This window comes from Cellulophaga sp. F20128 (genome assembly GCF_023015805.1).
In the GTDB taxonomy this organism is placed as follows: domain Bacteria; phylum Bacteroidota; class Bacteroidia; order Flavobacteriales; family Flavobacteriaceae; genus Cellulophaga.
On the sequence record NZ_JALKBA010000002.1, the window covers coordinates 178567 to 205363 of the forward strand.

General features: G+C 35.8%; 23 protein-coding genes. 16 read left to right on the top strand and 7 right to left on the bottom strand.

The annotated features are described in order from the left end of the window. Positions 1-98: 98 nt before the first annotated feature. From MWU65_RS02890 to nagB, 6 genes are all read left to right on the top strand, one after another. The gene (locus MWU65_RS02890) at positions 99-2288 is read left to right on the top strand and encodes a hypothetical protein (RefSeq protein ID WP_247075603.1); all 2190 of its coding nucleotides are present in this window, start codon (positions 99-101) and stop codon (positions 2286-2288) included. A 147-nt stretch (positions 2289-2435) separates the two neighbouring features. After that, a complete protein-coding gene (locus MWU65_RS02895; protein WP_247075607.1) occupies positions 2436-4013 on the top strand; it encodes a sodium/solute symporter in 1578 nt (525 codons plus the stop codon). Between the two features lie 10 nt (positions 4014-4023). Further along, entirely contained in the window at positions 4024-4446 is a 423-nt protein-coding gene (locus MWU65_RS02900; protein WP_247075608.1) for an L-rhamnose mutarotase, read from the top strand. A 9-nt stretch (positions 4447-4455) separates the two neighbouring features. Beyond that, positions 4456-5352: an aldo/keto reductase gene (locus MWU65_RS02905; protein WP_247075609.1), complete on the top strand. Its 897-nt coding sequence runs from the start codon at positions 4456-4458 to the stop codon at positions 5350-5352. Positions 5353-5356: 4 nt separating this feature from the next. Further along, positions 5357-6493 (top strand): mandelate racemase/muconate lactonizing enzyme family protein, encoded by a 1137-nt coding sequence (locus tag MWU65_RS02910; protein ID WP_247075610.1) that lies wholly within the window; start codon positions 5357-5359, stop codon positions 6491-6493. Positions 6494-7220: 727 nt separating this feature from the next. After that, a complete protein-coding gene (gene nagB, locus MWU65_RS02915) occupies positions 7221-9149 on the top strand; it encodes a glucosamine-6-phosphate deaminase (protein WP_247075612.1) in 1929 nt (642 codons plus the stop codon). A 60-nt stretch (positions 9150-9209) separates the two neighbouring features. Here the strand turns inward: nagB and MWU65_RS02920 are convergent, their stop codons facing one another. Beyond that, positions 9210-10052, bottom strand: coding sequence for a universal stress protein (locus tag MWU65_RS02920; RefSeq protein WP_247075614.1), 843 nt, complete (start codon positions 10050-10052; stop codon positions 9210-9212). 94 nt (positions 10053-10146) lie between these two features. Further along, complete coding sequence (locus MWU65_RS02925; protein WP_247075615.1) at positions 10147-10782, bottom strand: Crp/Fnr family transcriptional regulator; 636 nt, start codon at positions 10780-10782, stop codon at positions 10147-10149. 170 nt (positions 10783-10952) lie between these two features. On the opposite strand from MWU65_RS02925, the gene MWU65_RS02930 reads away from it, so the two are divergent. Continuing rightward, a complete protein-coding gene (locus MWU65_RS02930) occupies positions 10953-13328 on the top strand; it encodes a heavy metal translocating P-type ATPase metal-binding domain-containing protein (protein WP_247075617.1) in 2376 nt (791 codons plus the stop codon). A gap of 51 nt (positions 13329-13379) precedes the next feature. Here the strand turns inward: MWU65_RS02930 and MWU65_RS02935 are convergent, their stop codons facing one another. From MWU65_RS02935 to nirK, 5 genes are all read right to left on the bottom strand, one after another. Further along, the gene (locus MWU65_RS02935) at positions 13380-14639 is read right to left on the bottom strand and encodes an alginate export family protein (RefSeq protein WP_247075619.1); all 1260 of its coding nucleotides are present in this window, start codon (positions 14637-14639) and stop codon (positions 13380-13382) included. Position 14640: 1 nt separating this feature from the next. Next, positions 14641-15369 (bottom strand): iron-sulfur cluster repair di-iron protein, encoded by a 729-nt coding sequence (gene ric / locus MWU65_RS02940; RefSeq protein WP_247075620.1) that lies wholly within the window; start codon positions 15367-15369, stop codon positions 14641-14643. A gap of 8 nt (positions 15370-15377) precedes the next feature. After that, the gene (locus tag MWU65_RS02945) at positions 15378-15917 is read right to left on the bottom strand and encodes an SCO family protein (RefSeq protein WP_247075900.1); all 540 of its coding nucleotides are present in this window, start codon (positions 15915-15917) and stop codon (positions 15378-15380) included. Positions 15918-16074: 157 nt separating this feature from the next. After that, complete coding sequence (locus MWU65_RS02950) at positions 16075-16782, bottom strand: formylglycine-generating enzyme family protein (RefSeq protein WP_247075901.1); 708 nt, start codon at positions 16780-16782, stop codon at positions 16075-16077. A gap of 107 nt (positions 16783-16889) precedes the next feature. Continuing rightward, positions 16890-18356, bottom strand: coding sequence for a copper-containing nitrite reductase (nirK, locus tag MWU65_RS02955; RefSeq protein WP_247075622.1), 1467 nt, complete (start codon positions 18354-18356; stop codon positions 16890-16892). Between the two features lie 131 nt (positions 18357-18487). Here nirK and ccoS point away from each other — a divergent pair, with 131 nt between their 5' ends. The 9 genes from ccoS to MWU65_RS03000 are packed head-to-tail and all read left to right on the top strand — an operon-like array spanning position 18488 to position 26796. Then, a complete protein-coding gene (ccoS, locus tag MWU65_RS02960; RefSeq protein WP_247075628.1) occupies positions 18488-18679 on the top strand; it encodes a cbb3-type cytochrome oxidase assembly protein CcoS in 192 nt (63 codons plus the stop codon). Positions 18680-18692: 13 nt separating this feature from the next. Then, entirely contained in the window at positions 18693-20876 is a 2184-nt protein-coding gene (gene ccoN / locus MWU65_RS02965) for a cytochrome-c oxidase, cbb3-type subunit I (RefSeq protein WP_247075629.1), read from the top strand. A gap of 18 nt (positions 20877-20894) precedes the next feature. Next, positions 20895-21089 (top strand): CcoQ/FixQ family Cbb3-type cytochrome c oxidase assembly chaperone, encoded by a 195-nt coding sequence (locus tag MWU65_RS02970; RefSeq protein ID WP_247075631.1) that lies wholly within the window; start codon positions 20895-20897, stop codon positions 21087-21089. 4 nt (positions 21090-21093) lie between these two features. Next, on the top strand, positions 21094-21969 hold the full coding sequence (locus MWU65_RS02975) for a cbb3-type cytochrome c oxidase N-terminal domain-containing protein (RefSeq protein WP_247075632.1): 876 nt from the start codon (positions 21094-21096) through the stop codon (positions 21967-21969). A gap of 45 nt (positions 21970-22014) precedes the next feature. Beyond that, entirely contained in the window at positions 22015-23430 is a 1416-nt protein-coding gene (gene ccoG, locus MWU65_RS02980; protein ID WP_247075637.1) for a cytochrome c oxidase accessory protein CcoG, read from the top strand. A gap of 9 nt (positions 23431-23439) precedes the next feature. Next, a complete protein-coding gene (locus MWU65_RS02985) occupies positions 23440-23886 on the top strand; it encodes a FixH family protein (RefSeq protein WP_247075639.1) in 447 nt (148 codons plus the stop codon). Between the two features lie 2 nt (positions 23887-23888). Further along, the gene (locus tag MWU65_RS02990; protein ID WP_247075640.1) at positions 23889-24590 is read left to right on the top strand and encodes a sulfite exporter TauE/SafE family protein; all 702 of its coding nucleotides are present in this window, start codon (positions 23889-23891) and stop codon (positions 24588-24590) included. An 18-nt stretch (positions 24591-24608) separates the two neighbouring features. Further along, positions 24609-25877, top strand: a complete 1269-nt coding sequence (locus MWU65_RS02995) for an acetyl-CoA hydrolase/transferase C-terminal domain-containing protein (RefSeq protein ID WP_247075641.1) — start codon at positions 24609-24611, stop codon at positions 25875-25877. Between the two features lie 16 nt (positions 25878-25893). Next, positions 25894-26796 (top strand): tryptophan 2,3-dioxygenase family protein, encoded by a 903-nt coding sequence (locus MWU65_RS03000; protein ID WP_247075642.1) that lies wholly within the window; start codon positions 25894-25896, stop codon positions 26794-26796. Position 26797: the final 1 nt, after the last annotated feature.

Genomic DNA, 26797 nt, shown 5'->3' on the forward strand with positions numbered 1-26797 from the left:
CGAAATTGTAAGTGCCAAGGTTTTAATACGAACACGAAACGGAATAAAATAGAGTGGCTTTTTTGTGACTAAATTGATAGGTATAACAGATGCATATAATGAATAAATCTATGGTGAGAATTAAATTAAGTTTTTTAATGCTACTTTGTAGCATTGGGGCATTTGCTCAAACCGAATCATCCTCCATAAAACAAATTAATTCGCTTCATAATAGCTGGTCGGAGACACCCGCGCGCATCCCAAATAATGTGGCTATTGATGCCCCATTGATGGGAAATGGCGATGTAACCATGAGTGTAGGATATAAAGAAAATAAATTACGTTACTACTTGTCTAAAAATGATTTTTGGAGATTACGGTCGCAATCTGATGATCTATCTGGGCCTCGCGTTGTTAGTTTTGTTGATATTCAAATAGACGGTTTTAATGAATCTGATTTTTCTGCAAAGCAATCTATCAAAAACGGACTCACCACTTGTTTGCTAAATAATGGTGCGCAAACCATTAAATCTAAATCTTGGGTGTCTGCAACAGATAACTTATTGTTTATTGAATTGGAAGCGATAGATAAGGCGACTAAGGTTTCTATTAATTTAAGCGTGCCAGAAAATAAAAGAGCGGAAGTGAAAGAAGGGAAAGCAAAGGGTATTCATTGGCTTACCAGAGCTTTTGTTGATAGTGTAGATATACCAACAAAAGTAGCAGTTGCTTTAAAAATTAATAATCATAAGGAAAATAATGTAACGCTAGAAGTTGGAAAAAAATTAGTGATTGCCATAGCCGTTGAAAGTACCTTTAAGCAGGATGATCCTTTAAAATATGTTGTAGGTAAGGTAGCAAAAACGAATAATAAGGCAACCAAAAAACTCTTTCAGCAACATAATAAGTGGTGGAATACCTATTGGAGTATGTCTTCGATTTCCATTTCTGATCCAGTTTTAATGAAGGCGTATTATCAAGGACTTTATACGATGGCTGCTTGTAGTCGAGATCTTAAATTTCCGCCAGGAATATTTGGGTGGACAACTACAGATAGGCCTAGATGGAATGGCGATTATCACTTGAATTATAATTTTGAAGCCCCTTTTTATGGCCTTTATGCTGCAAATAGATTAGAACAAGGGGAGCCACATGATGCTCCGTTAATCGATTTTATGGCAAAAGGAGAAGCTTATGCAAAACAAATAACCCATGGCAGAGGTGTTTTGTATCCCGTGGGTATTGGTCCCTTAGGCACTGATGTTACTAAAAATCATCCCGCTCATAATAATTCGAAGGATACGGAAGAAGGAGGCTTGTTTTTTGGACAACGTTCTAATTCTGCCTATGGACTAATTAACATGGCTCAATATTGGCGTAGTACATACGATACCGACTATGGTAGAAAAATTTACCCATATGCCTTAGCAGTTGTCAATTTTTGGGAGGACTATCTAAGGTTTGAAAATGGCAGATATGTGATTTATGGCGATGCTATCCATGAGGGATCCGGAGAAGATAAAAACCCTATTTTATCACTTGGGCTCCTCCGTAATGCATTTGATTTAATAATCGACTTAAGTACTACATTAAAGGTAGATGAAGACCAACAAGAAGGATGGAAAAATATTTTAAGTAAATTGAGCGATTTTCCTGTCCAAACAAGAAACGGTAAAAAAGTATTCCGCTATACGGAAGAAGGCGTAGCATGGTGGAGTGGTAATGGATTAGGGATTCAGCAAATATACCCTGCCAATGCTATAACACTAGATAGTGACCAGGAATTGTTGGTCGTTGCTCAGAATACGATTGATGAAATGCAACGATGGCATGATAGCAATACTAGCAGTAGTTTTTTTACCGCGGCTGTACGTGTTGGCTATAACCCTCAAAAAATTATGACAGAATTACGTAAATATGCACAACACACCTATCCTAATGGGTTTCAGCAGAACAACCCACACGGAATTGAAAATAGTTGTACCGTAACCAATGCACTCAATGAAATGCTTTGCATGAGTGCTGGCAATGTAATTCGTTTGTTTAGTGTATTTCCCAAAGATCAAAATGCGAGTTTTAATAACCTAAGAACATGGGGTGCTTTTTTGGTATCTGCCAAATTAAATGATGGCATTATTAACCAAGTCAAAATTAAGAGTGAAAAAGGAAGGCCATGTACAATAATAAATCCATGGCCAAATAAAAAGGTGCTGTTGGTGCGAAATGGTAAAAAGGCCGAAACCCTTGAAGGAGATAGGGTTACATTTCCTACGAATTTGAATGAAACTATTGAAGTCATCCAAATCTGATGATCATAAGTTGGTGTAACTTTTTTCAAAGTATAAACGGCAATTGGTTAAAATAATTTAACTAAGTGTTATTGCAATTATTCAGAGTAAAGGTGATTCACAGTAAGGGTGTTGTAGAATTATTATGTGTAAATAAAAATAGTCATTATGAATATTATTGAAAACCTTACCAATCTAGATTATATTGTTATTATAGGATACCTTATTGTTTTGTTGGGTATAGGGTTTTGGGCGAGTAAAAAATCGGATCAAAATGGCGGGGATTTATTTTTAGGTGGTCGCGAATTAAAATGGCACAATATAGGCTTGTCTATGTGGGGTACCAATGTAGGCCCTTCTATGTTAATAGCAACTACAAGTTTAGCCTATTCTACGGGACTTGTTGGTGGTAATTTTTCGTGGTTGGCATTTCCTATTCTTTTACTTTTATCTAGAGTTTTTATTCCACGTTATCTACAAGCCCAAATTCATACAACACCGGAATATCTAAGCTTTCGTTTTAATGAAACTACACGCGACATTGTAGCCGTTTATGCCTTGGTTTCTATTTTGATACTTTGGCTGGGTGGGACTTTGTATGCAGGAGGAATTATTATTAGTCAAATGTTAGGTTGGCCACTTTGGGTTTCTGTTACAGTACTCATGGTTATTGCGATGAGTTTTACCATTGCGGGGGGCTTAACTGCTGTAGTTTATACCGATACTTTTCAAATGATTTTATTAATTATAAGCTCATTGTTTTTATTAATTTTAGGAATCGATGCCGTAGGAGGAGTACAAGTTTTATGGGAATCAACACCCAATCATTATTGGCAATTGTTATTGCCTGCTTCTGATGAAGTATATCCATGGTACGCCTTACTTTTAGGATATCCCGTGATAGGAATTTGGTTTTGGTGTACAGATCAAACCATAGTGCAAAGGGCTTTGGGGGCAAAAAGTATACAATCTGCACAAAAAGGAATTTTACTAACAGCTGGATTAAAAATCTTAGATACTTTTATTTTTGTTGTTCCGGGAATTGTTTGTTTTTTGCTATTTCCTACCTTAGAAAATCCGGATGAAGCTTTCCTTAGACTTTCAATGGGGGTCTTGCCAGCAGGGTTATTTGGGCTTACCATATCTGTTATTTTAGCGGCTTTGATTAGTACAGTTGATTCAGGTTTAAATTCTTTAAGTACGGTGTTTACCTTGGATATTTACAAGAAAAAAATAAACCCAGGAATTTCAAAATCTAAAGAACGACGAGTAGGGCAATGGGTAACGCTCTTTGGGGGATTTTTGGCTATTATTCTATCAGTTTTATTAGACAATGTAAATAAGGATTTATTTGGGTTGTTGCAATCTATCATTGGTTATTTAGCGCCACCCATGTCTGCTGTGTTTTTAATTGGGGCATTATGGAGCAAAGCAACCTCTAAAGCAGCTAACATCACCTTAATAGTTGGTTTTGTACTTTGCCTGTGTGTAGCTGTTGCAGATTTAGGAGCGTTTCCTTACCAAGGGTTTTTTCCGCCTTATATGTTAATGTCTTTCTATTTATTTGCCTTCTTAGCCATTCTGATGATTGTAATTTCATTGTGGACCAATAACGAAACTGAAAAAAGTAAGTTTTCGCCCCTCACTAAAGTATATGAGCAATTACAGTTATCGCCAACCTATTTGTGGGGTGGGTGGTTAATAATATCAATAATAATGATAAGCCTATATGTGTTTTTTAATTAAAAAGAAAAGGATGAAAAAAATGATACAACTCACAGTAGTTTGCTTGGGATTGCTTATGACTAATGGTTGTAAAGAAAATGCAACTCATTTTGATGAATATGTATATGCCGTTCAGCTGGTTGATAATCCTATTAAACTTCAGGAATATTTAAAATTCCATGAAAAGGTTTGGCCAGAGGTGGAAGCTGGGTTTAAGGCGGCGGGGTATAAAAGTATTCGTATGTACCGCTTTAAGAACTATGTTACTATGATTATACAAGTTCCTAAGGGAACAGATCTTGACAAAATCGGAAAAACAAAAGAATTACACACAGTTCGGGTTACGGAGTGGAATGCGATTATGGCGACCTATCAAAAAGGAATACCTGGTGCCAATGAAGGTGCAACTTGGGTAGCAATGGACAAAATGTATGAATTTAAAAGTGATAATTAAGAAACGATAATGGAAGTCGATTTAAAAGGGATAGAACGTGTTACTTTAGGGACTGCCGGATTAGGTGGTGCTTGGCGCCCGGTTGATTTGGATCAGTCTGTAGAAGCAATTCTTTATGCGTTGGAAGAAGGAATTACGCATTTAGATATGGCACCGGCGTATATGGACGCAGAATTAGTTGTTGGCCGTGCCTTGCAGCAATGGAAAGGGGAAGATCTATTTTTAAGTACAAAGATAGGCAAGCTTAGAGGTCGGGCAGATGAACAAAATCTTGTCGATTATAAAATAAACACCATAAAGTCTAGTCTAGCAACGAGTCTAGAACGCTTGAATAGAAATACTATTGACTTACTCTTTTTACATGAGCCAGAACTAATTCCAGCAGAGGCTATCCATGGGGTTGTTGATACCTTACTGTTCTTTAAGGATCAAGGTTCTGTCAAAAAAATAGGGTTGGGAGGGAAACCTTCTAAATTATTACGACCCTTTATAGAACAAGGACTTTTTGATGTAATAATGGATTTCAATGGCTATAATTTAGTGGAACAAAAGGCGCTAAAGGAAGACTTTCCGTTTTATAGAAAACACCATTTAAAAATATATGAAGGTAGCCCCTTAATGATGGGGCTGTTAGGAAACCGTTTAGAAACCTATGCAAAAGACCCGCCTTCGTGGCTGCCATTAAAAACAATAGCGCAAGCTGGTGAATTAAAGTTACTGGCAGTGGAAAATAATATGACATTGGCGACTATGGCACATCGGTATTTGTTGTTTAGCAATAACATTGATAGAATGGTCATTGGGCCAGCCGTATTACAACAGCTAGAAGCAACCATACGTGATATAAAAATGGGGCCACTAGACAATTTACTATTAGAAAAGATACATAAAATAATAAATATATAATTTCATGAATACAAATAAGATTCTTAATGAACGCTTTTCAATCCGGGAAATACAGTGCAAGGTTTTAAAGCCAATAGTATTTCCTAGACCCTTTTACGACTCAACTATGGGGCCTTTTAGTTCTTACCAAACTACAATACTCACTTTAATAGATGAAAGTGGATTTTTAGGGGAAGTAGAGTTTCCTTTGTCTTGTATCTCTATATTTAAACAACATTTTGCACCGGTTTTATTAGCATCTAAGAATACCTTATATAAGGATTTATATATAAAAATGTTTTGGAGCATTAGAAATGAGGGATTTAGAGGTGAAGCAGCAAGAGCTTTGGGGTATTTAGATCGGATGTTCTATGATATAGCTTCAAGAAGAGCATCTATGCCTTTGCATCAATATTTAGGAGCTACAAGAAATTGGGCCAAATTATATGCATCAGGAGGCAGTACTGGATTGACAGATGCCGAGCTTGTTGAAGAATGTTTGAGCTTTAAAGAAGAAGGGTATAACGTGATAAAGATGAAGGCAGCGGGTGACTTTGGAACTCACCTAAAGGAAGATGTTAAGCGAATAGAAAAGGTGAGAACTGCCTTGGGTAATGATATTCGACTGGCAGTTGATTTAAATCAAGCATTAACAGTTTCACAGGCAGTGGACTTCTGTTCCCGCATTGAAGATTTTAATATTGATTGGCTAGAAGAGCCAATTCATTCTGCAGATATCGAAGGAATGCAAGAACTAACATCAAAAACAAAGCTTTGCATATCATACGGTGAATCGGAAAGAACCTTTTATCCATTCAAATCATTACTGAAAGCAGGAATTGGTCATTTTCAGCCAATTGGAAATAATATGATTTCAATTGATGAATTTAATACCGTTTGTGAAATAGCAACAACTAACGGACTTACACTTAGTTGTGGTTCATTTCCAAATGTAAACGCACAATTAATAGCTGCTCAAAAGGAAGAGGCTATGTGTGAGTATTTGATACCATATCTAAAACCAATGGAACCCTATTATTCTGTTCAACCACTTATAAAGGAAGGAAAAGCTCATTTGCCAGAAATAGATGGTGTATCTGTTAGATTTGATTGGCAAAAAATTGAAAAGGAAAATTTAATTAGTGAAACTATAAAATTTTAAGTTGGAGGATTAGATAATTACCAGTAATCTAAGTTGGTTCATAAATAAAACGATAAGAATATCCTTTTATTCAGATGGGAACTTAACTAAAGTGGTACCGGTTGAAATTAATTAAGGTTCACAGGGATAAAAAAAGCTTCCGATTTTAAGGAGGCTTTTTTTGTTTACTGCAAATCTTAAACTTGAACACAATTTGCTTTTTCTAAAATATTTTTCAGATTCATTTTTAAAATGCTACAAATGCCAGTTCTGCTGATAAAAGATAAATTATTACATTTATAGGGGAACTCCCAGTTTTGGAGTTTTTGGTTTTTTTTCAAAAGTGATTACTTTTTTTTTAATCATAGGTTGCGAAGGAATGCCATCTAAATAAGAGTAGTAGAAATAACAGTAATCACTTCACCGAAATGGTGTTCGGGACATCCAAAATTTAGGAATTTCATAAATTCATAATATATTGTTAATTTACTTCTACTTTATTAATTTTTTTTTGCTCCTCTAATAGTTAATTATATCTTAGTCGGCTTATTGTCTTCGGAACGAATGTTGGATATTTTACAGTGGAAAAACCATTTTTGTAGTGCTGAAATTTCAATTTTTAACCTTATATTGGTGTGTGTCTTTTAAGACTTTTGTGAATACAGCAAAGGTTGAAAACCAGCAATTGAGTAGCGAAGACTTTTAACTGATGATTTAATTAATCCAATTATAAATTAAAGCGTAGAACATGTTGAAAAGTAAGATAGATAAAGCCACTGGTTTTGAGAAAAGATTCGAAAATATTAATACCGTTGTTTTTGAAGATTCTTCTACGGCCTCTAAAGCAGTTGCAAAAGCAATTGCAGATTTAATTCAATCAAAGCAAAAATCTAATAAATCTTGCGTTTTGGGCTTGGCAACTGGTTCTACACCGAAAGGGTTGTATACAGAATTAGTAAGGTTGCACAAAGAGGAGGGATTGAGCTTTAAAAATGTGATTACATTTAACTTGGACGAATATTATCCAATGGAGCCAGACTCTATGCATAGTTATGTGCGCTTTATGAAGGAGCTGCTGATGGATCAAGTAGATATATTGCCAGAGAATTATCACATTCCAGATGGAACCTTACCGAAGAGTAAAATCTCAAAATATTGTAGTGATTATGAAGCCAAAATTGAAGCTGCAGGAGGGTTAGATTTACAAATATTAGGTATTGGTGGTAATGGGCATATTGGATTTAATGAATCCGGTTCCTTACAAAACTCAAAAACTAGGTTGGTAGCATTAGATCATATTACTAGAGTAGCTGCAAGTAAGGATTTTTCTGGATTAAGCAATACCCCTAGAACTGCAATTACCCTTGGTGTAAAGAAAATTATGGAAGCCAAGCGTGTTATTTTAATGGCTTGGGGAGAAGGAAAAGCAAATATAATTAATCAGTCTGTAGAAGGGGAGGTTACTAATAAAGTGCCAGCGTCATTTTTACAAGAACACAATAATGCTGTTTTTGTACTAGACAAAGAGGCGTCTTCAAAACTAACAAGGATTAACACACCTTGGTTGGTAGAGCAAGTAGAATGGACAGATAAACTCATTCGCAAAGCAGTATTAGCATTGGCATTACATTTAAAGAAGCCAGTTTTAATGCTTACGGATGCAGATTATATAGAAAATGGTATGAGTGATTTGTTGGCAGATTCAGGTCCGGCCTATGATATCAATATTAAAATATTTAATAAACTACAAAATACCATTACAGGTTGGCCAGGAGGTAAACCCAATGCAGATGATAGTAATAGACCAGAAAGAGCGGCTCCGGCTAAAAAAAGAATATTATTATTTAGTCCACACCCAGATGATGATATCATTAGTATGGGAGGTACTTTTATAAGATTACAAGAACAAGGGCATGAAGTGCATGTGGCTTATCAAACATCAGGAAATATAGCGGTTGCAGATGATGAAGCATTGCGATTTGCAAGTTTTGTATGCGATTACAATGAGAAATTTGGGATTGAAAGTGGCCAAGCTATAGATATTTATACTAAGGCTGCTAAATTTCTTGCAAATAAAAAAGCTAGTGAAATAGATACCCCAGAAGTTAGATATATTAAAGGTTTAATACGAAAAGGGGAAGCGAGAGCAACAAGTCATTATGTGGGTCTAAAAGATGAACAAATTCATTTTATGAATTTACCGTTTTATGAAACGGGGAAGATTGAGAAAAACCCGGTAGGTGAAGAAGATATAAAACTAACTATGGACCTTATAGAAAAGGTAAAGCCTCATCAAATTTACGCTGCTGGTGATTTGGCTGATCCGCACGGAACCCACAAAGTTTGTTTGGATGCAATTTTTGAATCGGTAACGCGACTAAAACCAGAACCTTTTATGAAAGATTGTTGGGTTTGGTTGTATAGAGGAGCATGGCAAGAATGGGGTATAGATGAAATTGAAATGGCAGTACCAATGGGGCCAGACCAAGTTTTGGAGAAAAGACGTGGAATCTTTAAGCATCAATCTCAAAAAGATGGTGTGGTTTTTCAAGGAGCAGATAGTCGAGAATTTTGGCAACGTGCAGAGGACAGAAACAGAGAAACTGCAGATATATATGACCAATTGGGCATGTCTCGTTACGCCGCAATGGAAGCGTTCGTGAGATGGCACTTTTAATAGTAAAGACAAGTAAAAAAAGCGAAGGATTTTAATTCTTCGCTTTTTTTTATCGTTAAATTAACAAGGCAATACTAATAAAGGGATTTTAGTGTGGTAGGCCATATTCTTCTTTATGGGTTCTTGTAATAAGTCCTCTAAGTAACTCCGGTTATTGTATATTAACAGAAGCATATCAATAGTGTGATCCTTTATAAAACTACTTATAATTTCCGATTTGTTGGAGTAAGAGGGTAGAAAATGAAGCTTTAATGTTGCTGATTCCAAGCAATGCTGTAGAATTTTTATATTCGATTGTTGGAATTCGTCTAAAACCTCACTCGTTTTTAAATGAAGAATATGTAGTGTGCAGTTGTAGGCGTTTGTAATGGCCAACAATGCTTTTAAAGCTTCTATACTTAAACTTCTTTTTAAATCCGTAGCTAATACAAGTTGTTTTGGTTTGTAAAAAGAAGAATTATTAGGGATGGCCAAAACTGGACATTCTTTTATAGCATTGATTATGTGCATGGTATTGGCGCCAATAAAAACGCGTTCAAAATTTGTGATTCCTTTTGTGCCGGAAACTACAAAATCTATGTTTTCTGTTTTGACAAGATCTACAACCATATGTGTTAATAAATCAAATGATGAAATAGTCGTAAAGGTGTGGTTGGGATTGTTGTGGTGTAGTTCAATAAAGCGTAACGTATCTTTTAAGCCTTTTTTAGAGGTTGTTTGAGCACATTTTTCAACGACTTCTGTTTTAGACGGAGTTGCCATAAACCGACTGTTTTGTATCGCAGGAATGTAAGTGTTTAGAATGTGAAACTTGGTTTTTTCATTTTTAAACAACTCAAGTGCATAAGAAATTGCATTGTTTGCATTTTCTGAAAAATCAGTAGGCAAAAGAATATTTTTCATTAAACTGCTCTTAAAAGATAGTATTGTAAAATTAGCAGTAGTAAAGTCTTTAAACTATGATAAATATCAGTTTAAAAAAAAATAGATGGTAATGTCACAAACCGCTAATAACGGTTTCTAATTTAGGCTGACTTACAATACGTATTTTTTTACCGGAAGTTTCTATCATTCCTTTCTTTTTAAATTCAGAAATAATTCTAATGGTAGATTCTGTTGCAGTACCTACAACATTGCTCATATCTTCTCTGCTTAAACTTAAAGTTAGGTACCCTTCTTTGTCTTCGCCAAAGGTATCTCTTAGGTAAATAAAAGCTTCTGCAATGCGTTGTTTTACTGTTTTTTGAGAAAAATTTACAATGACATCATCTGCTTCTCTTAAATCATTCGCCATATGACGTAATACTTCTACCGCAAAACTTGGGTTGGTGTTTAAGGTGTGTAAAATGCTTTCCTTGGGGATAAAACAAAGGTCCATATCTTTAATGGCAATGGCACTTAAATTAGCAGATTCTTCTGCAATCACAGAGCGTTGGCCTAATATCTCTCCTTTGGTTGCTAATTTTATTATTTGGTCTTTTCCGTTAGCACTTAGTTTGGATAATTTAGAAACACCGTCTTTTACACAGTATACACCATCTAACCTGTCGCCTTCTTCAAAAATTGCTTCCCCTTTTTTAAAAGTTTTAGAAATTTTTGAATCGGATACTTTTTTTAACTCATCTTTGCTCATTGCTCGCAAAGAGTTAAATTGACGAATAATACAATTTTCACACCTACCCATAGTTTTGTTTTACCTGACATAGCAAAGCTACGGCTTCTATGTTGACCGAAAGCTGATATTTGTCATATAATTAAAAGATTCAATAAGAGATCTTTGTTTTTTGCTTAAGATACTTAAAAATGGATAAAGAATTATGTTTTCATTGTGGAGATGCTTGTGATACGGTGCCAATTGTGTTTGATGAAAAACATTTTTGCTGTAACGGATGTAAGACGGTCTATGAAATTTTTGAGTCTAACGACTTGTCCAATTATTACGATTTACAAGCTGCGGCAGGAGCAACGCCAAATGAGGTGGAAGGCAAGTACAACTTTTTAGATACCCCAGAAATCTTAGATAAACTGATAGAGTTTAATGACCAAAAGCATCAAATAGTTAACCTATACATACCGCATATACATTGTAGTTCATGTATCTGGATTTTAGAAAATTTAAATAAATTGCAGAAAGCAATTAGTAGTTCTCAGGTAGATTTTCCTAAAAAAATGGTTCGTATAGGCTACGATCCAGAAGAACTAAGCTTAAAGGAATTGGTGCTCTTACTCGTTAAAATTGGGTATGAGCCTTATATTTCCTTGGATGATTATGATAAAGGGAAAAAGAGGGTAGACCGCAGTCTTACTTATAAATTAGGGGTGGCCGGTTTTGCCTTTGGCAATGTTATGTTTTTGTCCTTTCCAGAGTATTTTGAGGTACAAGAATTTTGGTTAGACCAGTATAAGAATTTGTTTAGATGGTTAATGTTCGCTTTTTCCTTACCCGTAGTTTTTTATTCGGCGCAAGATTATTTAAAATCGGCCTATAAAAGCATTTCTTCTAAAATGTTAAATATTGATGTGCCAATAGCCTTGGGTGTTTTGGTACTTTTTATACGCAGTACTTTGGAGATTAGTTTTGATTGGGGTACGGGTTTTTTTGATAGTCTTACCGGCCTAATATTCTTTTTATTGTTGGGGAAATTTTTTCAACAAAAAACATATTCATTTTTATCTTTTGAGCGCGATTATAAATCGTATTTTCCAATTGCTGTAACCCGAATTTTGACTGGAGGTAAAGAAGAAACAGTGCAAGTTTATAGCATTAGAAAAGGAGACCGACTTTTAATTAGAAATGAAGAGTTAATTCCGGTTGATGGAATTGTTTTAAAGGGGAATGCAAGAATTGATTACAGTTTTGTTACTGGTGAGTCTGAGCCCGTAAAAAAAGTGTCTGGAGATAAGATACTGGCAGGGGGAAAACAATTGCAAGGAGCAATAGAAATGGAAGCGGTAAAGTCTGTTTCCCAAAGTTACTTAACTCAGCTTTGGGGGAATTCCGTTTTTTCTGTAGACAAAACCAGTAAATTTCAAACAATTACAGATAAAATTAGTCAACGTTTTACAATAGCTGTTTTAACGATTGCTTTTGTTGCTACCTTTATTTGGATGTTTGTAGATAGCAGCAAAGCCATAAACGTATTTACTGCGGTATTAATAATTGCTTGTCCCTGTGCAATTGCCTTGGCAGCTCCATTTACCTTAGGTAATATGTTGCGTGTTTTTGGTCGTAAAAAATTCTATTTAAAAAACACTCAAACTATAGAGCAATTGGCTCAACTAACTACTGCAATTTTTGATAAAACAGGTACCCTAACTACCGCACAAAAAAGTACAGCGAGTTATGAGGGAATGCCCTTAAGTGAAGACGAAGAATCACTTTTAAAAAACACCTTAAGAGGATCTAACCACCCATTAAGTAGAACACTATATAATCTGTTGGCTGAGCATGATATTCTAACCTTAGATGATTATCAAGAACATTTAGGGAAGGGTATTATTGGGGTTTTAGAAGATAAAACGGTTAAAATAGGTTCCGCTCATTTTGTGGGTAATACAGCTGCAGTGAGCCAGGAAAATACAGCTGTTTATGTAAGTAGTAACAATGCATATAAAGGCCGCTTTGTTTTTTCTAATCAGTATAGAGGGGGTGTTTCTAAACTGTTCCGAGAAATGAAAAAATCCTTGGATTTGGGTGTTCTGTCGGGGGACAATGAAGGTGAAAAAGAGCGTTTAGAAGCCTTATTACCACAATTTACCCCTTTGTATTTTAATCAGAAACCAGAAGATAAACTAGATTTTATAAAGAGGTTACAAGACCAAGGGAAAACTGTCATGATGGTTGGCGATGGATTAAATGATGCAGGCGCTTTAGCACAAAGCGATGTGGGTATTGTGGTATCTGAAAATGTGAATGTGTTTTCACCAGCCTGTGATGGTATCCTAGACGCCTCAAAATTTAAACAGTTGCATCAATATATAAAAGCGTCAAAAAGTGCAATGAAGATTATCAAACTCAGTTTTGTATTTTCGTTAATGTATAATGTAATAGGGTTGTATTTTGCAACAACCGGACAATTGATGCCTGTTATTGCGGCTATTTTAATGCCATTAAGTTCCATAAGTATTGTGCTATTTACTACGGTAGCGACCAATCTAGTTGGTAAAAAGTTAACGTAAAAAGAGCAAGGTTAGAATAAGAATTGCTCTTTTTACGATGTAAAAAAATGGTTAGTCTTTAGTATAACTTAAAAATTGAGGGCTAAAGGTAATCATTGCCCAAGCCCAGTTATTGGTCTTAGAAGCATCTCCACCTTTAATAATTTCCATAGTGTCAGAAGCAAACATTTGTGAATACCCAGCGTTAAATGTGATGTTGTTAGATACTTTGTACCCTAGGGTAAGGTCAATTTCTGTGCCCAAATAAGAGTCTTGCTCAAGGTTGTTAGTAGCGACCACTGTAGCTGCAGAACTAAAAAAGTGAGGTGCTAAAATAGCAGAGAATTTATTTTTAGTGTAATTTAGGTTTGCATGTATATCTACTAAACCAACAGAGTTACTATGATTGCCAACATAAAAATAATCCATTAACCCATTAAATTTGTGGTTGGTTCCAAACAATGGCGTAAAGGAATGTAATTTGCCATCGGTCTCATTCATAGCTGTGCCCGATAGATATTCTGCTCCGAGGCCTACTAAAAATTTAGGATTAAGGCTATAGCTTACTTGAGCACTTGCATTTAATGCTGCTACCTGTGTATTTTCTATTTTACCTGTTTGCGCATATAGAGACGCATCGGCATTCCATTTGTTTTTATGTATATCACCCGTTATTCCAAAGGTTTGGTTGTATGCTACTTTTTGCTGGTTTGGATCTGTATAGGCAAAACCTGTATTTAAAAATAAAAGACTTATGTTAATTTGTTTCAAATGCGTGCTGTACCACAGGTACTGAAAATTTTTATAATTGTTTACCGTGTATTCTTGTTCAAAAACTGATTCGGAATTTTCATTTAGGGCAAAACCAATATCTAGTCTGCTTTTTGGAGTTGCCAAATATTTTATAAGTAAAGCATCATGGCTACGTGCCTGTTGTGCCCAGCCAACATTGCCAAAAATCCGATGGTTGTCATAAACAATTTCTTGGCGCCCTAACTTAAAACGCCACTGCCCTAAAATGGCTTCAGCCCATGCTTGGTGTAAAGCAGATCCATTACTGTCTGAGGGTGATAAGGTAGAAATATCTCCCCATGTTCTTACGTTTTGTAGTGAAATGTAGGTATGTAGGTCGGCATTTTTATACCCAAAATTTAGGCGTGTTCTTTGAGATACAAATGTAGCAGGATCAAAGGTTTCAGCGGTTAAGGTATTGAATCCATTTCTGTATTCAAATCGTGGTCTTAATTCTGCATCTAGGTTAAATTCTTGTGCGTTAGATAGCGATAGGATGAAAACCATTCCTATGAAAATATAATTTTTATGAAAGTTCATTTTAGGTTGTTTTGGATAATTCTTTCTCTAATTGAATTGCTTTGGGAAAAAGAATATTGTTTTCTAAATGTACGTGTTGATGTAAGTCATCTTCAAATTCTTGTAGCTTGTTATACAGTGCTTTAAAGGTGTTGCAAGCCCCTTCAGGAGGAGTGTGGTTGTTGCTTAATACCGAAATTTCTTTTAAGATATCTCCTGCAACTTCATGTTCTTCTTCCATCATTTTGATGGGATCTTCAACATTTTCAAAGGGCGGTATGCTAACGTAAGTTGCACCATTTTGCTCTGCTATCATCCGTTTTATAAAAGGAAATAGAATGAGCTCCTCTTTTTTCATATGTGCAGTTAATTCTTCTGCTATCGTATGAACGAGTTTATTGATAGCGATAACTTCGGTGTAATGGTGTCCGTGTACCTTGGCAACCCTGTCTGAATATTGAATAAGTAATGGGATGGCTTCCGTGACATAGGTATGATGGGTATTTACAATATAATCCGCCAAGTAGTCTAAGGCCCAGGTCTTGTAGTTTTGGGTAATTAAAATTTTGGAATCTATGGCCAATAACTCTTTGGCTAATGTATTGAAATCTATTTTTTCTTTGGCGCAAGCTTTTTCCACAGAGATTCCCCCACCACAACAAAAGTCTATGCCGTATTTTTTAAATACATCCGCAGTTTTAATATTATCGGTTACCAAATCTGCCACTGTTTTGTTTTTAATTGTATCCATAGTGTTTTTTATTTTGATTCTTTAATTATTTGCGCCACAGTATCTGCATTGTTAACTCCTAATCCTTCTTGTTGGTGCACCATAACACCTTCTGTATTAAAAACACTGATGATGTTAGAATGTGAAAAATCAATTGGAGAAATCTGTTTGTAGCTCACGGCTAAGGCAGCGGCAAATTCTCTTGTGTCTTCAATTGATCCGGTTAAGAAAACAAATTGGTCATTGTCCATTTGATTTTCTTTCGCAAATTCTTTTAGTCGCGTAGGTGTGTCCGTAAGGGGATCTATACTAACAAATACTAACTTTACCTTGTTTTTTTGTTTGTCAGGGATTTGTTTTTCTATACTTCTCATATCAGAAACTAATCTGGGACAAGCAGAAGTACATGAAGTATAAATCATAACCATAACAAGTACGTCACCTTTGAGGTCCATTAAGGAGATGGTATCATTGTTTTGGTTTTTCCATTTTGAGGGTAAATTAAAAATGGACATTTCCGGAATTTCCCCTTCATTTCTTAGGCTGTTGCTCGCCAAGGTCAAATCCATATGGCAAACTGGACATTGCTGTTGTTTTGCATAGGTTTTATCCCCTTCACAAAGCATAGGGCACTGGTATAGACCAGTGTCTTTTTGAGAAGTTTCTTTACAGGAAAAGGATACTACTGTAATTAAAATAAGTAGAGCAATATTAATTTTTTTCAAATTATAGTTCTTCATTTGGTATCTCTTTTACACATCTAAATCCTAAGTTTCTCATGGCGTAATTTGCTTTTATACTCCCCCTAAAGGCGTAGCGCATAAAGGCTGCGTAGTTCATTAAATCTGTAGCGCCGATAGCGGCGGTTCCACAGAATAAATTACTATCCTTGTCTACATCTTTTCTGGATTCACCTGAGATTAAGACCGAGTTAAAATCTCCAGTCCATTCCCAAACGAGTCCGTGTAAATCATAAACACCCCAATAATTTTTAAAAGTACTACCTATCTTGTTTGTGTTTGTTTTTGGGGTTTCATACCAACTTAAAATGTACTGGTTGTAGGTTTCTTTTTGCCGCGCATCTGCTAGTTGTTCATCGGCCATTGCAGCATACTCCCATTCATCAATGGTAGGTAACCTTTTGTTTTGGCATTCACAGTAATTTTTAGCAGCAAACCATGATACATTTGTAATAGGTGCATCTTTGTCAAAATTTTGCCCAAAGATGGTATCATTTTTCCAGGTGGAAAGGTAGTTTTTATCCGCAAACAGACCTTTTACATTAGAGCGTTTCCATCGAGGATATTCCTTGACGAAATCTAAAAACTGCTGATTCGTAACCGGATAGACATCCATTTTAAGCGTACTTACTTTTACCTGGCTAGAATCACTGCCATAAAGAGGGATGTAAGAGCCTCCTTTAATGGTAACCATTGGGCTAACTTGTGCTTCTGCCATAGAGAATGACAGGAATAAGATGGCTAAAGTAAGTCCAATGGTTTTCATAATTTTTAGTTTTGGTAACTGTTGTCAATGTTGTTTTAATGCTTGTTTTTTACCGTGTTAACCATTTTTGTGGTAACAACGGTTTTGTTGTTGCCCCAACTGTGATATACGTAAGTTAATACATCTGCAATTTCTTCAGATGAAATTACCTGTCGGGTCATTACACTATTGTATTTCTGTCCGTTTACAGTTATTTCACCAGATTTTCCATTCAATACAATATCTATAGCTCTAGTTATATCAGCATTTAAATAATCGGACTTAGCTAAAGGAGGAAAAGCGTTTGGTATACCTTGACCTTCTGCTTGGTGACATGCAAAACAGGTTTGAGAATAAATTTGTTTGCCCGCCGTCATTTGCTCTTCTAGAGATTTAACAGTTTCTACTGCAACCACTTCTTTTTTGCCATTAGGCATTTCTTGTATACCGCTTCCTTCAGGGTGATAAATACCTTCTTGAATAGTACCAGAGTAAATGTCCTTCTTTTCTTCCCCAGTAACATTTAGCATACCTAATGCACCTTTGTTAAATGCTCTAAAAATTGAATGGTCTACCAGTATAAAAGTACCAGGAACATCTACCTTAAATTCAACAATTGCAGCTCCACCAGCTGGAATAAGTGTGGTTTGTACGTTTTCATTAACTAAAGAACCTCCTTCGACATGTACTTTGTCAAAAATTTCGCCAATTACATGAAAAGAGGATACAAGATTGGGTCCGCCGTTACCTACGTAAAGTCGAACTGTTTCGCCAACCTCTGCAACAATAGCATTGTCACCTGTAAGTGCATCTACACTACCGTTGAAAACTACATAATCTGCATTTTCATCTACGGCTTTTTGCATATCAAAAGATTGTAGACCAGGCTCACCATTTTTACCTTTTGTGTAAAAGTCACCTTGCATTATATAGTATTCACGATCCACTGGAGGTAAGCCACCTTTTGGTTCTACTAAGATTAAACCATACATACCGTTTGCGATATGCATTCCTACTGGTGCTGTTGCACAGTGATACACATATAACCCAGGATTTAATGTTTTAAAGGAAAAAGTAATTTCGTGTCCAGGCGCCACAAATGAAGAAGTAGCTCCTCCACCAGGACCAGTTACTGCGTGTAAATCTATGTTGTGTGGTAGTTTATTGTCTGGATGGTTTTTTAAGGTGAATTCTACTTCATCGCCAATACGCGTTCTTATGAAACTACCTGGAACACTACCACCAAAGGTCCAATAGTTATAGGTGACACCATTGGTCATTGTTCCCTCTTTTTCGAGAACTTCCATATTTACTAGTAATTTTTTTGCGGCGCGTTTGCCAACAGATCGGGGAACATTAGGCGGAGAAGTTAATGTAGCCACTAATTCTCCGTGGGTTTTTATAGTTTCTGAATTTTCAGCTACGCTTTCTGCTTTTTTACAGCTAGAGAATAACAGTAAAATAACAATAAGGGAGTAGATAACTTTATGGGTATGCGAGTAACAGCTCAATTGATTTTTCATAATAATTAGTTTTTAGCTAGAAGGTTTTTAATGGGATCAAAGTTCCATTCAAATATTTATTTAAAGTATGATATATATCATATATTGTAAAAATTAACAATATTATTTTTGTCGTAGAAATACAGGTAGGTATGAGTGTAATTTATGTGTTACTAGCAATAAGTATAGTAGTAGCGGTCTTTTTCTTTATATTATTTATAGTCTCGGTGAAAAGCGGTCAATATGATGATGCTTATACACCGTCTGTACGTATGCTTTTTGAAGATGAACTAGTAAAAGAGGACTCAAAAACTCAGAAAAGTAAAAAAAATCAAACAAACTAAGATTAATTAAATTATGGAAGTACAACAGTTTTATTACGATAACAAGATCGTAAAGAAATTTATCTATGCTACAATGTTTTGGGGTATTGTAGGGATGTCAGTAGGTCTACTATTAGCCTTTATGTTTCTTTTTCCAAATGTAACCGATGGTATTTCATGGTTGAGTTTTGGAAGGCTAAGACCATTACATACCAATGCAGTAATTTTTGCCTTTGTTGGTAATGCAATTTTTGCGGGAGTGTATTATTCTACACAGCGATTGTTAAAAGCCAGAATGTTTAGTGATGGCCTTAGTAAATTTAACTTTTGGGGATGGCAAGCGATAATTGTTGCTGCAGCCATTACCTTACCGCTTGGGTATAGTACTTCTAAAGAATACGCAGAATTAGAATGGCCTATAGATATTGCTATTGCCGTAGTTTGGGTAGCTTTTGGTTGGAACCTAATTGGTACTATGTTGCGCAGAAGACAGCGACATTTATATGTAGCTATCTGGTTTTATTTGGCAACATTTGTAACCGTAGCTGTACTTCATATTTTTAATAGTTTAGAGTTGCCTGTTAGTGCTTTAAAAAGTTATTCAGTTTATGCTGGTGTACAAGATGCCTTGGTGCAATGGTGGTACGGACACAATGCGGTTGCCTTTTTCTTGACCACACCATTTTTAGGTTTAATGTATTACTTTGTGCCAAAAGCGGCAAATAGACCAGTGTACTCATACCGTTTGTCTATAGTGCATTTTTGGTCTTTAATATTTATTTATATCTGGGCAGGACCACACCATTTATTGTATACAGCATTACCAGAATGGGCTCAGAATTTAGGTGTGGCATTTTCTATTATGTTATTGGCTCCATCTTGGGGAGGTATGATCAACGGATTGTTAACCTTGCGTGGTGCTTGGGATAAGGTGCGTACAGATCCTACCCTTAAATTTATGGTAGTGGCCATTACAGGATACGGGATGGCAACATTTGAAGGTCCTTTACTTTCTTTAAAAAATGTAAATGCTATAGCCCACTTTAGTGACTGGATTATTGCCCATGTTCACGTTGGGGCGTTAGCTTGGAATGGATTTTTAACTTTTGGTATGATCTATTGGATGGTACCTAAAATGTTTAAAACAAAATTGCATTCTATAGGTTTAGCAAATGCTCACTTTTGGATTGGAACATTGGGAATAATACTTTATACCTTACCAATGTACGTTGCTGGGTTTACACAAGCCTTAATGTGGGAAGAATTTAACCCAGATGGAACCTTAGTTTACGGTAACTTTTTAGAAACTGTAAAAGAAATTATTCCAATGTATTGGATGCGTGCCATAGGTGGTAGTATGTATATTGTGGGTGCGTTTATAATGTTATATAACATAGTTAAAACAATACGTTCAGGAGAAAAAGTAGAAGACGAATTAGCGGAAGCAGCTGCACTTACTAGAGTTTCCAAAAGGAGAACAAAAGGGGAAACATACCACACTTGGTTAGAGCGTAAACCAGTACAGTTAACAATTTTAGCTACCGTAGCAATCTTAATTGGAGGTATAGTTCAAATTGTACCAACCATTTTGGTAAAATCCAACATACCCACGATAACGAGTGTAAAACCTTATACTCCCTTAGAATTGGAGGGAAGGGATTTATACATCAGAGAAGGTTGCGTGGGTTGTCATTCACAGATGGTACGCCCATTTAGGGGAGAGGTAGAGCGTTACGGAGAGTATGCGAAAGCAGGAGAGTTTGTTTATGATCATCCGTTTTTATGGGGAAGTAAGCGTACTGGGCCCGATTTGTTACGAATAGGGGGTAAATACTCAGATAGCTGGCATTTAAATCATATGTATGATCCTCAAAGTACGTCTTCTGGTTCAATAATGCCGGCCTACCAGTGGTTGGTGCATGATGAACATGACAGAAGCAATATAAAAACTAAAATGGAAGCTATGGTAACATTAGGTGTGCCATATACAGAAGAAGATATTGCCAATGCCGTTCAAACGATGGATGAGCAAGCAACAAAAATTGAAAAAAATCTGTATTCAGATCCAGATTTCGCTAAAAGTTATGAGGCAGATAAACAAAATGCCAAAGAAAACGGACTTCCTTTTATAGAAATGAAGGATAGAGAAATTGTATCTTTAATTGCGTATTTACAGCGTTTGGGTACAGACATTAAGATAAAAGACAGCGAAGAATAACCCCTAAAAAGTAACAATATGTTAAAGTTTATAAAAGGCCATATGGAAAGCATAGAAGGTATAGCAACCTATCCTATGATATCTCTACTTATATTTTTTGTGTTCTTCACAATCTTATTTTGGTGGGTTTTTACCGCATCAAAAGAACATATAAAAGAGGTGAGCGAAATTCCGCTAGAAGATGATACAACAACCAACCTAACAAAAGAATAGTACTATGAAAAATATGACACCATGGTGGATAAGGATTCCCGTAATTTTCTTCATCATTTTTGGATTGATGGAGTATTTTATAGACTCTGGTGGTACACCTGCTTTTATTGCGTATCCTATTGTTTTAGGTTTTTTAGTATTGATACTTTTGCTATTAATAGCAACAGAGCTTATTGTAAAGTCTATTGAAAATGTAATGTTTCAGACCTTGCCGGAAGAAGCAAAACAAAAATATTTAGCCCAAGAGCCCAAGAAATTTGAATGGAAATGGGGTAAAAGGATTTATGCTAAGTTGCTGGGCTCTAAAAATATGGAGGAAGAGCATGAAATTATTTTAGATCACAATTATGATGGTATTCAAGAATTGGATAATGATTTACCGCCTTGGTGGGTCTATCTTTTCTATGCAGGAATCGTCTTTGCCGTTGTGTATCTGGTAAGATTTCATGTCTTTAATGATTACAATCAAATTACCGAATACGAACAGGAGGTAGCAGCGGCCAAAATAGAAATAGAAGCCTATAAAAAAACGGCAAAAGGCCTTGTAGATGCTACTACAGTAGAGCTTTTAACAGATGCAGCAGACATCTCAGCGGGTAAAAAAATATATGGCACTAGTTGTGTTGCTTGTCATTTGGCAGACGGTGGAGGTAGTATTGGTCCTAATTTGACAGATGAACACTGGATTCTAGGAGGAGGAATTAAAAACGTGTTCAATACCATATCTGAAGGAGGTAGAAATGGAAAAGGAATGGTAGCGTGGAAACAAATTTTAAAACCTTTAGAGCGTGCACAAGTAGCAAGTTATGTGCTCTCAATGCAAGGAACAACGCCAGCAAATCCAAAAGCTGCCGAAGGAGAAATTTGGGTAGAGGAATAAGAATATTAAACATTGGGATCTAATCCGTAATTAATAGCTTAACTAATGGCCGAAGAAGATAATTTTAGAGATTCAATTGGCACAGTAGATGCAGAGGGTAAAAGGGCTTGGGTTTATCCCAAAAAGCCTAGCGGTAAATTTTACAAATATCGCAAATGGGTTAGCTATACGCTATTGTTTTTTTTACTTGTATCCCCATTTCTGAAAATAAATGGAAATCAGTTTTTGATGTTTAATGTGTTGGAACGCCGTTTTAACATTTTTGGATTTCCGTTTTGGCCTCAAGATTTTCATCTATTTGTAATTTCTATGATTATTGGGGTGGTCTTCATTGCCTTGTTTACCGTAGCATTTGGTCGTATTTTTTGTGGGTGGATGTGTCCGCAAACCATATTCTTAGAAATGGTTTTTCGTAGAATAGAGTATTGGATAGAGGGAGATCGTGGAGCGCAAATCCGATTGGATAAACAACCGTGGAATGCCGTTAAAATAAGAAAAAAGGTAATCAAATGGATCCTCTTTTTTATCATTTCATTTATTATTGCCAATGTGTTTTTAGCGTATTTAATTAGTAGCGATAAATTAATTGGCTACATCACAGACGGGCCATTGGCACATACAAGTACTATTATCTCGCTATTAATTTTTACGGCTGTTTTTTACTTTGTTTTTGCATGGTTTCGGGAGCAAGTATGTATTATAGCATGTCCTTATGGGCGAATGCAAGGTGTGCTTTTGGATAATAAATCTATTGTAGTAGCCTATGATCATAAAAGAGGAGAAGGAGAAAATGGAAGGAAAAAGTACCGGAAAAATGAAGATCGAACAGATTTAGGTCATGGAGATTGTATTGATTGTTTTCAGTGTGTAAATGTTTGTCCAACAGGTATAGATATTAGAAATGGAACACAATTGGAGTGTGTTAACTGTACCGCTTGTATCGATGAGTGCGATACCATTATGGAAAAAGTAAATTATCCAAAAGGGCTCATTAGATTTGCTAGTGAAGATAATATAGAGAAAAAAGCAAAATTTACATTTACGCCAAGGCTAAAGGGGTACGCTTCCATTTTAATTATTTTAACAGGATTGTTAATCGGAATGCTATTCTTAAGGAATGATTTAGAAGCTAATATATTAAGACTTCCAGGGCAGTTGTATGAACATAAAGAAGGTAATATTATTAGCAATGTATACACCTTTAAATTGGTAAATAAAACCAGTGAAGATATAGATGATGTTAGTTTTAAATTGCTATCCCACAAAGGAACAATTAAGTTAGTAACACGTCAAAATTTTAATGTGCTGGCCCAGGAATTAGCGGAAGGCACCTTGTTTATAGAAATAAATAATGCGGTCTTAAATGGCGATAAAGACAAACTAAAAATTGGTGTGTTTAGTAAGGGAGAATTGGTAGAAACAACCACGGCACGTTTCTTGGCGCCAAGAAGTTATAAATAAATAATTGTTATGAAAATAAATTGGGGAACAGGAATTGTAATAGCATTTATAGCTTTTATTAGCTTTATTCTATATTTTGTTGTTAGAATGAATGCTGAAAATAGAGCACAACACGATTTGGTTACAGAAGAGTATTATAAGGCCGAGTTGGGGTTTCAAAAAGAAATAAATGATGCAAACATGGCCCTAAAATTAACCAATAAACTTACTGTTGAACAAACAAAAGAAGGCCTCGTAATTCATTTTCCAAAAGATCACGATAAAGAAAAAATCACAGGCACAGTGTCCTTTTACAGACCATCTAATAAGCAATTGGATTTTAACTTACCCATAAGTTTATCCAATACACATTTGCTCATACCTGACAAACGTTTGTTAGATGGTCGTTGGGACATTAAAATTTATTGGGAATACAATAAAGAAACCTATTTGCACAAGCAAAGTATTACCTACTAAATATGTTAATTTCTGCACTTATTTTAGGATTAATGGGGAGTTTGCACTGCGTTGGTATGTGTGGTCCCATTGCTTTTATGTTACCAGTAGACAGGGATAGTTCGTTTAAAAAAATGGTTCAAATATTTATTTACCATTTTGGAAGGTTATTGGCTTACGGTAGTATAGGTCTTATTTTTGGTTTGTTAGGCAAAGGACTTTATGTTTTTGGATTGCAGCAAAAATTATCAATCTTTATTGGAATAGTGATGATTGTTGTTGTGTTAATGCCATCAAAAATTTTTCAGAAATACAATGTATCTATACCGCTCTACAAGCTAATTTCAAAGGTGAAGTCTAGATTGGGCAAAGAACTAAAAAAAAGAACCCCAGATACCTTTTTAACCATTGGATTTTTAAACGGGTTTTTACCCTGTGGTTTGGTGTATATGGCACTATTTGGAGCCATTGCTATGGGGAATGCGGGGCAAGGCGCTTTGTATATGATTCTCTTTGGAGTGGGCACGATACCACTAATGACCGTTGCCGTTTATTTTGGCAGCATGTTAAAGGGTGTTAATCGGAAAAAAGTACAACAATTAATTCCAGTTTTTGTGGTTGTTATTGGCTTGCTATTTATTCTTAGAGGGCTAGGGCTCGGAATACCATATGTGTCTCCTAAACCCGTAGTTGAAATGGTTTCTACCGCCGTGGAATGTAATTAATATAAAAAAATTAATAGAATGAATATTGTATCTGCGGCGGAAGCCGTAAAGTTAATAGTATCTGGTAATAGGGTTTTTTTACAAGGTGCGGCCATGACACCAAATGTATTAATAGATGCTTTGTGTGATAGGTATACCGAGTTAGAAAACGTAGAAATTGTTTCTATTCATACAGAAGGCAAAGCAAAGTATGCACAAGAACCATACAGCCATAGCTTTAAGATGAATAGTTGCTTTGTGGGGGGTAATGTTCGTCAAGTTGTAAACACCACCCAAGGCGATTATATTCCCATTTTTTTAAGTGAGATTCACTTGTTGTTTAGAAACGATATTTTGCCTTTAGACGTAGCTGTTGTACAAGTATCGCCACCAGATAAGCACGGGTATTGTTCTTTGGGAGTATCTGTAGATGTTACCTTACCAGCCATACAAAAAGCAAAAAAAGTTATCGCACAGATAAACCCGTTGGTGCCTAGAACGCATGGCGATGGTATCATACATAGTAGTAATATAGACTTCGCAATATCCGTTGATACACCGATACACACCCACGGCATTACCCCAATATCTGAAATAGAACAAAAAATAGGCAAGCACGTGGCTGGTTTAATAGAAGATGGTGCTACCTTACAAATGGGTATTGGGAACATTCCTAATGCAGTACTCACTAATTTAGGCAGTCATAAGCGTTTGGGGATACATACTGAAATGTTTTCTGATGGGGTATTGCCTTTAATTGAAAAAGGTATAATTACAGGTGAGGATAAAGTGGTAAAGCAAGGAAAAGTGGTAACTTGTTTTGCAGTGGGCTCTCAAAAATTATACGACTTTGTAGATGATAATCCTTTGGTGCATTTTAAGGAGGCTGCCTATACAAATGACACTGCAATTATTCGTAGAAACCCTAAGGTCACCGCAATAAATAGTGCTATCGAAATTGATTTAACTGGACAAATTTGTGCAGATACTATTGGTAGTAGGCAATATTCGGGGGTAGGAGGTCAAATGGACTTTATTCGTGGTGCATCATTGTCTCAAGGTGGTAAGCCTATTTTTGCAATGCCGTCTATAACCGCCAAAGGAATCTCTAAGATCACTCCTTTTTTAAAACAAGGAGCTGGGGTTACTACAACTAGGGCGCATGTGCATTATGTAGCTACAGAATACGGAGTTGTGAATCTTTTTGGGAAAAACTTACAGGAAAGAGCCAAGGCATTAATTTCTATTGCACATCCTAAATTTAGAGAAGAATTAGACAAAGAAGCTTATAGGCGCTTTAAAAATTAATGAATACCTTACGATTATGTCAGACACAACCAATAAGATTAAACAAAAATATGAGCAACTGGGAGAAAATCCAGAAACATATCTAGAAGGGCTTTTGCATTCAAAACCCATAAATTATTGGGATTATATAGGGGTAGATACTTTGCTGTCCCTTCAAAAACCAAAGACAGATTTTAAGGATGAAACTATTTTTATTATGTACCATCAATTAACAGAACTGCTGTTAAAAATGATGCGACATGAGTTGGAGCAGATAGTAGAGGAAAATGATGCTTCCGAAACGTTTTTAATTGGGAAATTAGGCCGACTTAATCGGTATACGGCTATGCTAATATCGTCTTTTGATATTATGAAAGATGGAATGAATTATGATGATTATAATGTGTTTAGAACCGCTTTAACCCCAGCAAGTGGTTTTCAAAGCGCACAATTTAGATATTTGGAGCTGTATTGTACTCGTATAGAAAATTTAATTAATGAAGCAGGAAAAACAAGACTCTCCAAGACACCAAGTATCGAAGAATTGTTTGAAAATATCTATTGGAAAGATGCTGGATTAAATAGGGAGACTGGTAATAAAACAATCACTTTACAAGATTTTGAGGAAAAGTATTTGGATAGCTTTATAACGTTAGCAAAAAAATTGCAGGGAAATACTGTGGAAGACAAACTACTTCAAATGAAAAATGTATCCGCTGAATTAAAGGGTAAATTAAAAGAGTTTGATCACCTTTACAATATAGTTTGGCCTATGGTTCATTTAAAAACGGCAGCTCATTATTTAGATAAAGAAGGCGAAGCCAAAGCAGCTACGGGTGGGTCTAAATGGAAAAAATATTTACACCCTAAATTCCAGCAGCGTAAATTTTTTCCATCACTTTGGACAAAAGAAGAACAACTGAACTGGGGTAAAGAATAAA